Annotated in this window: 5 protein-coding genes; 4 read left to right on the top strand and 1 reads right to left on the bottom strand. The window is 40.5% G+C overall.

The window, feature by feature from the left end:
• Positions 1-675: 675 nt before the first annotated feature.
• On the bottom strand, positions 676-948 hold the full coding sequence (locus tag BLW34_RS11310) for a hypothetical protein (protein WP_090579588.1): 273 nt from the start codon (positions 946-948) through the stop codon (positions 676-678).
• Between the two features lie 495 nt (positions 949-1443).
• Between BLW34_RS11310 and BLW34_RS11305 the strand changes: the two genes are divergently transcribed.
• The 4 genes from BLW34_RS11305 (at position 1444) to BLW34_RS11295 (ending at position 7506) form a co-directional block, all read left to right on the top strand.
• Positions 1444-3978: a YbcC family protein gene (locus BLW34_RS11305; RefSeq protein ID WP_090579585.1), complete on the top strand. Its 2535-nt coding sequence runs from the start codon at positions 1444-1446 to the stop codon at positions 3976-3978.
• Positions 3979-3990: 12 nt separating this feature from the next.
• Positions 3991-4992 carry a proton-conducting transporter transmembrane domain-containing protein gene (locus tag BLW34_RS16535; protein WP_218138845.1) on the top strand — a complete coding sequence of 334 codons (1002 nt, stop codon included), beginning with the start codon at positions 3991-3993 and terminating at the stop codon, positions 4990-4992.
• Between the two features lie 236 nt (positions 4993-5228).
• The gene (locus tag BLW34_RS16530) at positions 5229-5876 is read left to right on the top strand and encodes a hypothetical protein (protein ID WP_218138844.1); all 648 of its coding nucleotides are present in this window, start codon (positions 5229-5231) and stop codon (positions 5874-5876) included.
• 40 nt (positions 5877-5916) lie between these two features.
• A complete protein-coding gene (locus BLW34_RS11295) occupies positions 5917-7506 on the top strand; it encodes a SulP family inorganic anion transporter (RefSeq protein WP_090579582.1) in 1590 nt (529 codons plus the stop codon).
• Positions 7507-7533: the final 27 nt, after the last annotated feature.

Here is a 7533-nt window from a genome sequence, read left to right as displayed (position 1 = left end):
GGAAAAAGTCGTCGATAGCCATCTTAAATATTAAATACCTTAATTTCCCTCAGGTTTAGATGCGGATATTATGAATTCTTGAGAGTTTAGGAAGTAAATTTTTTCCCTGAAACGGAGAATTCATGAGGATCTTAGGCATTTTGCAGGACCGACTATTTAGAAGAATACCGTAGCTGAACATCCATAAATATTGCTGATTAATCTTACTGGATCACCAGGAGAGTTGGTGGCTTTCGCAAACACATAGCGTTGGACAGTAACTACCCTGGCAGAACGGTACCAGCTCAGTCGAGTAATGATTTATCAGATTCATAAATGGGCGAGATTATAACAAGCTGCTTAGCCTGAATATTGCACAAAGGGAAATAGCAATTCTCTTATAATTCTTTATAATTCAGCTATCTATGCCGAATAAAATGAAGGAATTGCCATTTCCCTTTGTGCAATATTGGGGGTTAGCGCGACGGCATGAATAGACGCTTTCATCCACTTATTACCATGATGCCCAGAACAGACTTACCAAGATAGAGAAGGCCATCCAGGAGCACCGACAACGCAAACTCGTCGGTATACAAATTCGCTCCTGGTGAGCTGGTTCATTTTGATCTCCCCCAATGCTTGCCGCTATGTAAAGGGCAGTTACCATCCCAAGTTTATAGTCATTGACAACTTCTTTCACGACTTGGATGCCGCTATTCTGCCTGACAAATCCAAGTCAGCGCTGCTTGCTTCTTCCTCATAGCCACAGTTATTTCCCAGTGCTCTTATGAGATTGATTGTGCCTATTGCGATAACGACATAACGGCAAAGGTATGCAGATGCCGAGCAGCATGCGTCAGTACGGCTTGCCAGCAGCGCGGTATCGGTCAGAAATTTACCTATGTTAATAGACCTCAAACCAATGGGAAGGTCCAACGCGTTATCTGTACTTTCCTGAAGGAGTGACATAACCAGTATTCCTTCAGAAATACTCAATATCGGCACCTCGAGTTAATGTGTTTCGCTAAGCTTGCGTAAGACCGTTAAATCTTACAACGGTTTAAATAACGCCACCTCTCATGAAATATTCTCAACTTATTTATTTCTCATTTCATAAAATTTCTACTTACTCAGAATTTTCTTTAATAATTTGTTCTCTCTACTTCACGAATTCTTCACACTCAATATGTTAATTTTTATCTATAAATATTAGAAATATATGTGTGATGACGTCATATTCTATTGTTCATATTGACTTAATTGGTGGTAAATAAATTTCATAATAAATAATTTATTAAATAAGGCGTTACAGCAATCTTTAAATAAAGAATGAATTCGAAGAAAAAATTATTAATGAATTCACTTTAAATTTCTTTTGTGTAATCCAATCGTCATAGTGGCTGCTTATTCGCGTGGGAATTGATAATTGAAAATACGCTTGAATTTGATAACAGGGATTCTCAAATGAATACACAGAATTCATCTTTTGATGAACATAAGGTACTTCATAATTTAAAGCACTACTTGCCCGCTCAAGCACCCCTAAAAGATTTTATTCATCACAATACGCTGCATGCATTTCAGCAAATGAAATTCCATGATGCGGCTAGGAAAGCAGCAAAAATTTTTGGTTATCAAACAAAACTTCAATTAGAGGAATATCGAGCACTTTATCATTCTGGTCGCATTAGAGAAGATGTTCTGAAAAGAATTATTTCAGAGAGAAAAGGGGTGGATAGAACTGATGAGTGGATAGATAAACTCCTCAATCAAAAATATAACACTTCTATCTCCGCAAGAATTGGTCAGTTAAGGGCTAACTGGAAAACAGCTTATCGTATTGATCTAGATCTACTCATTCAGCCATTCTTATTTAGAATTCTTTGTAATTATCTTGATCAAGGAATATCTGTTTGGGGATTTCCTATTGGCGATAGAGATTTTTTTTCCGCCATGAGAGATTTAGAAAAAGAAAGTGCTATCAGCCTTTTCAAAAAAACGAGAGCAAGGGAGCTTCTTCTTTCCGATGATTGCAGCATCAGTAAATTATTAAATATTCTTGTTGGTGATGAGTCACTCTATGAACATTATTTGTACGATCAACAATTTGCTCATCAAGGCTGGTCAGGTATTGTCGCTGTAGCTGAAGATCAGCCTCAGTTTTTCCTAAACCGAAAAGATATTACGTTGCATGATTTAATCAAATTTGAGCTCTTGCTTGAAATTGATACATTAGATGCTCAATTTGGTGAAATCTGGTCACCACTGGCTGGCAAATTGATGAATCGACCAGAGCCACTTTTTTCAGATGTGCCAGAAACTGAGCTTGATGAAGCTATCACATTATGGCATGAAGCTTTCGAGTGGTCTTACTACAATCAAGTGCTTGCTGCAATTCAACTACAAGAAAAACCACAAGAGAATATAACAGATGATAAAAGTTTTCAGGCAATGTTTTGTCTGGATGATAGAGAATGTTCGTTTCGTCGTCATATTGAAGGCATTGATTCTAAATGCGAAACATTTGGTACGCCGGGATTCTTTGGCGTTCAGTTCTTTTTTCAGCCTGAACATGGGAAGTTTTACACCAAACTATGCCCAGCGCCCAACACACCCAAGCATCTGATCAAGGAAACAGAAACTCGCCATCCACGGAGGAGTGAACCACTACTTTCCAAGTTATCACATGCTCTTTTCCATGGCTGGTTAATTACCCAGACGTTGGGATTCTTCTCTGTTTTGAAATTGGCATTTAGTGTTTTTAGACCTACTGCAGCACCTGCAATGGCTTCGTCATTCGCGCATATGTATCAGCTTTCATCGCTTACCATTGAGAATAAGAGTCCAGATGATAAAGAAAATGGTTTGCAAATAGGGTTTACCATTGAAGAAATGGCAACCAATCTGGAGAATCTGTTGAAAGGGATAGGACTTGTTGATCATTTTGCGCCGATTGTCTATGTATTTGGTCACGGCGCAAGTAGCATAAATAACCCACACTATGCCGCTTATGATTGCGGTGCTTGCTCAGGTAGGCCAGGCTCGGTGAATGCGCGTGTGATTTGCCATATTGCTAATCATGCTGAAGTCAGAAAGATTCTTCGTCCCAGGGGAATCAACATTCCGAGCGGCACTCAGTTTGTGGGTGGTTTGCACGATACAACCCGTGATGAAGTATCTTATTTTGATGAAGATGCGTTATCTCCTGAAAATCTTACTCGGCACCGCAAGAATGTATCTGTGATAAACAAAGCACTGGATCTTAATGCGAAGGAACGTTCACGAAGACTGTTGTCGATCAATACCAAAGATAAAGCAGAAAAAATTCATGAAGAAGTCCGCAAACGTTCGGTCTCTCTTTTTGAACCACGGCCTGAACTGAATCATGCCACTAATGCAATCTGTGTTGTGGGCAGGCGTCAGTTAACCAAAAGAATCTTTTTGGATCGCAGGGCGTTCATGAACTCTTTTAACTACCGTGTTGACCCAGATGGAAAATATCTGCTGATGGTCATGAGGCCAGTGGGGCCTGTTTTGGGAGGGATCAACCTGGAATATTTTTTCTCGCGTATGGACAATTATAGAATGGGCGCGGGAACAAAGCTTCCGTATAACATTATGGGATTGATTGGTGTTGCTAATGGTAGCGATGGTGACTTAAGACCGGGTCTCCCAAGTCAGATGATTGAGGTGCATGACCCTGTTAGGCTGCTTGTCATTGTCGAACATTTTCCCGATGTCGTTTTAAAGTCGATTAACCAAGAAGCGGCAACTTATGAGTTTTATATTAATGAGTGGGTACGCATCGTTGCAGTGCATCCGGAAACACGCGAAATTTTCCTGTTCAGGGATGGTAAATTTGTGCCTTTCAAGCCGCTGCCGCAGCCGATTGATATCATCTCTGATACGATTCCGATCATAGAGTCGGCCATCGAGGCGCCAACGACACATATCGTTGATGCGACCAAAGAAAATCTGCCCGTTTATCTCATTAAATAAGAATGGGGTTTCATGATGACTTTCTTACTAGCTCCACTTCTTAAGTATCTGATTATTATTCCATTTGTTGGGTTTGCAGCGAGTCTGTTTATTCCAGCGAGAATGGAGAGATTCATTGCTTGGGCCTCACTTGCGACTGTAGGATTTCATTTAATCTGTGCCTGGTTGTTTATCGCTTTCTGGCTATTTCCAGGCGATTTTCCAACCTATCAGACCACTGAATTTAGCTTATATGAATCGCCTGACTATCAGTTTTTTATCTCATTCTATTTCGATAAAGTCACCACTGTTTTCCTATTTATCGGTAGCTTCCTGATATTGTTGGTAACTGTTTACAGTTCATACTATTTACATCGTGACAATGGGTATAAGCGTTTTTTTAATGCATTATTGTTGTTCTATCTTGGCTACAACATTGTCATTTTCTCAGGCAATTTTGAAACATTGTTTATTGGGTGGGAGGTATTGGGTATCTGCTCATTTCTGTTGATCGGTTTCTACAGAGATAGATTCTTGCCTGTTAAAAATGCCTTGAAAGTGTTTACGGTATTTCGTATAGCCGATATGGGTCTGCTTTTTTGCATCTGGTTGAGTCATCATTTATGGCACGAAAATATCACATTCATAAAATTGACGAATAGTGAAATAGTTCAGGCGCAGATTCATAGTCATATGACAATCAGTATCGTGATTTCGCTCATGATTTTGCTTGCTGCCGCCGTGAAATCAGCACAACTTCCCTTTACTTCTTGGATGCCACGAGCCATGGAGGGGCCCACTCCTTCCAGTGCGATCTTTTATGGCTCACTATCGGTGCATTTGGGTGTCTTTCTTTTGTTAAGAGCTTATCCGTTCTGGGAGCACCTGACACCTATCGTTATACTTATAGCCGTAATAGGACTAGCAACCAGTGTTGTGGCCACGCTGATATCCCGCGTACAGTCGTCCTTAAGACACAGATTGCCTATTCTTCTACTGCCCAAATTGGAATCATATTTATCGAAGTGGCCATAGGATTACATGATTTAGCACTCTTTCACTTGGCTGGGAATGCATTCTTAAGGACGTACCAAATTTTAGTTTCACCTTCGGTAGTGTCTTATCTCATTCGGGAACAATTTTATAATTTTATTCCTCGGCTCCCTAATGACAGGAATGGGACCTTAAGGAAGCTTAAATATAGTGTCTATTTATTGAGTACCAAAGAATTTTACTTGGACTCATTCATATATTTTATCTTATGGAATCCGATGAAATGGCTTGGCAGAAAACTGGATGGTATAGGAGAAAATGCGGCTTTCAACTTCATCGCCATCAGTACTTTTATTGGTGTTATCTGTATCTACGCAAAGGGTAGCATTCCACAATCGATTTATTATCTGTTCCCGACATTCTTTGCTTTTGTTGGTTTGCTGATGGTGATTAGATCTTTCACAGAAAGAAGAAACGCGCAATTCAGCTGGGTGCTCATGGTTGTATATCACTTTTGGATAACACTGGCCGTTTCTTTTTATGAAGAATCAAATTTCATTGAGATGGCCATTTATTTAGGTGGTGTTCTCCTCTCAGGAATAATAGGATTTGCCGCGTTAGATAGACTAAAAACACTCGAAGGCAAGATTGACTGGAATGATTTTCAAGGTCATGTTTATGAGCATCCAGATCTGGCGCTAATCTTCTTTTTGTCATGCCTCGGGCTAATGGCATTTCCTATCACACCTTCTTTCCTGGGTGTGGATTTAGTTTTTACCTATATCCATACAGAACAGATCGATTTCGCGATTATTCTAGCCATAAGTTACATTTTACTAGGCCTTTCGGTAATAAGGATGTATTCCCGTATTTTCCTGGGGCCTCATGCCAAAACTTATCATGAAGTTCCAAATAGATCGTCTTAATCAAGCCGTGCATATTTTATTAACATAACTGGAGGTATAGATGGACACATCGCAGCAAAGTATTCCAAAAGATGGGTTAGCTGGATTAAAAGAGAACTTTAAATATGATTTTATGGCAGGTTTTTTTGTTTTTCTGCTGGCATTACCGCTCAGTTTAGGGATTGCTAAGGCAGGAGAATTTCCTCCTGCAATGGGTGTGCTGACTGCCATGATAGGAGGCTTGTTGGTTGCCTTTTTTGCTGGTTCTTCTTTGACGATCAAAGGACCGGCAGCTGGGTTGATTACTATTGTTGCTGGATGTGTCATGGAGTTTGGTGGCGGAATAGAAGGTTGGCGTATGGCGCTGGGGGTGATGGTCGTTGCTGGATTTCTTCAAGTTGTCATAGGTTTTCTGAAAGCGGGTTCATTGAGCGATTTCTTTCCACACTCGGCTGTCCATGGAATGCTGGCTGCGATCGGGCTGATCATTATTTCCAAGCAAGCTCATATCATGTTAGGTATTGATCCAGCAGATCTGAAGGGAATGAATCCTGTTGCGCTCTATGCTGCGTTGCCAAAGTCTCTTATGAATCCTAATTGGCCTATCGCAGTGGTTGGATTAATCAGCCTCGCGCTCATGTTGATCATGCCAAAAATAAAGAATCCGCTAGCCAAAAAAATTCCGGCACCAATGCTCGTATTACTAATAGCGATACCTGCAACGATATTTTTCGATTACAAGACAACTCAAGGGGCACATGCGCTTGTTCAGATCGGAGATTTCTGGGGAGTTCTTGGCTTTAATGCGGATTTCTCGGGCATTGGTACCGTTACTTTCTGGAAATATGTTGTGATGTTCTTGGTTATTGGAAGTCTTGAGTCTTGTCTTACAGTTAAGGCTATCGATAATATGGATCCATGGAAACGTCAGTCTCATTTCAACAAGGATCTGATTGCGGTGGGCGCAGGTAACACGCTTGCCGCTGTACTAGGAGGTTCTCCAGCGATATCGGAAGTGGCTCGTAGCTCTGCTAACATCGGTTTTGGAGCGAGGACACGCTGGGCAAATTTCTTCCACGGATTCTTCTTGTTTATATCGATGTTACTAATGATTCCAATCATTGAGATGATTCCAAATGCAGCATTGGCAGCGATGCTAGTATTCGTCGGATGGCGCCTCGCGCATCCGCATGAATTCTTCAAAACCTACAAAATTGGTAGCGAGCAACTGACAATTTTTGTTGTCACGATTGCTGTGACGGTTGCAACTGATTTGCTCATGGGGGTTGCCTCCGGTATTTTAGTCAAATTTCTCTTTCATATTGTCAATGGTGCAAAATTGAGCAATCTTTTTTCTGCGAGATATGAGCTAAAGGAGGAGAATGATAAGTATTATCTAACGATTCGTGATTCAGCTATATTCTCTAATTTGATAGGCTTTAAAAAGGTATTTAATCAGTTTAAGCCTGGCAAGGAAGTAGTGATCGATTTTCAGAACGCAAATTTGGTTGATCATACTTTTATGGAGTTTCTAGATCATTTTGAAGATGAATATACGCGCGGTGGTGGTGTTATCGATGTTAGAGGCTTTGAGCGATTTGAGCCATTTTCTAGCCATCCACTGTCGGGTAGGAAAGTCCGGAAAGGTTAAATTTAGTTATTGCATTTAATCATATTT

The organism is Nitrosomonas sp. Nm58 (genome assembly GCF_900107335.1).
In the GTDB taxonomy this organism is placed as follows: Bacteria; Pseudomonadota; Gammaproteobacteria; order Burkholderiales; family Nitrosomonadaceae; genus Nitrosomonas.
This window is presented reverse-complemented; position numbering and strand designations above follow the sequence as displayed.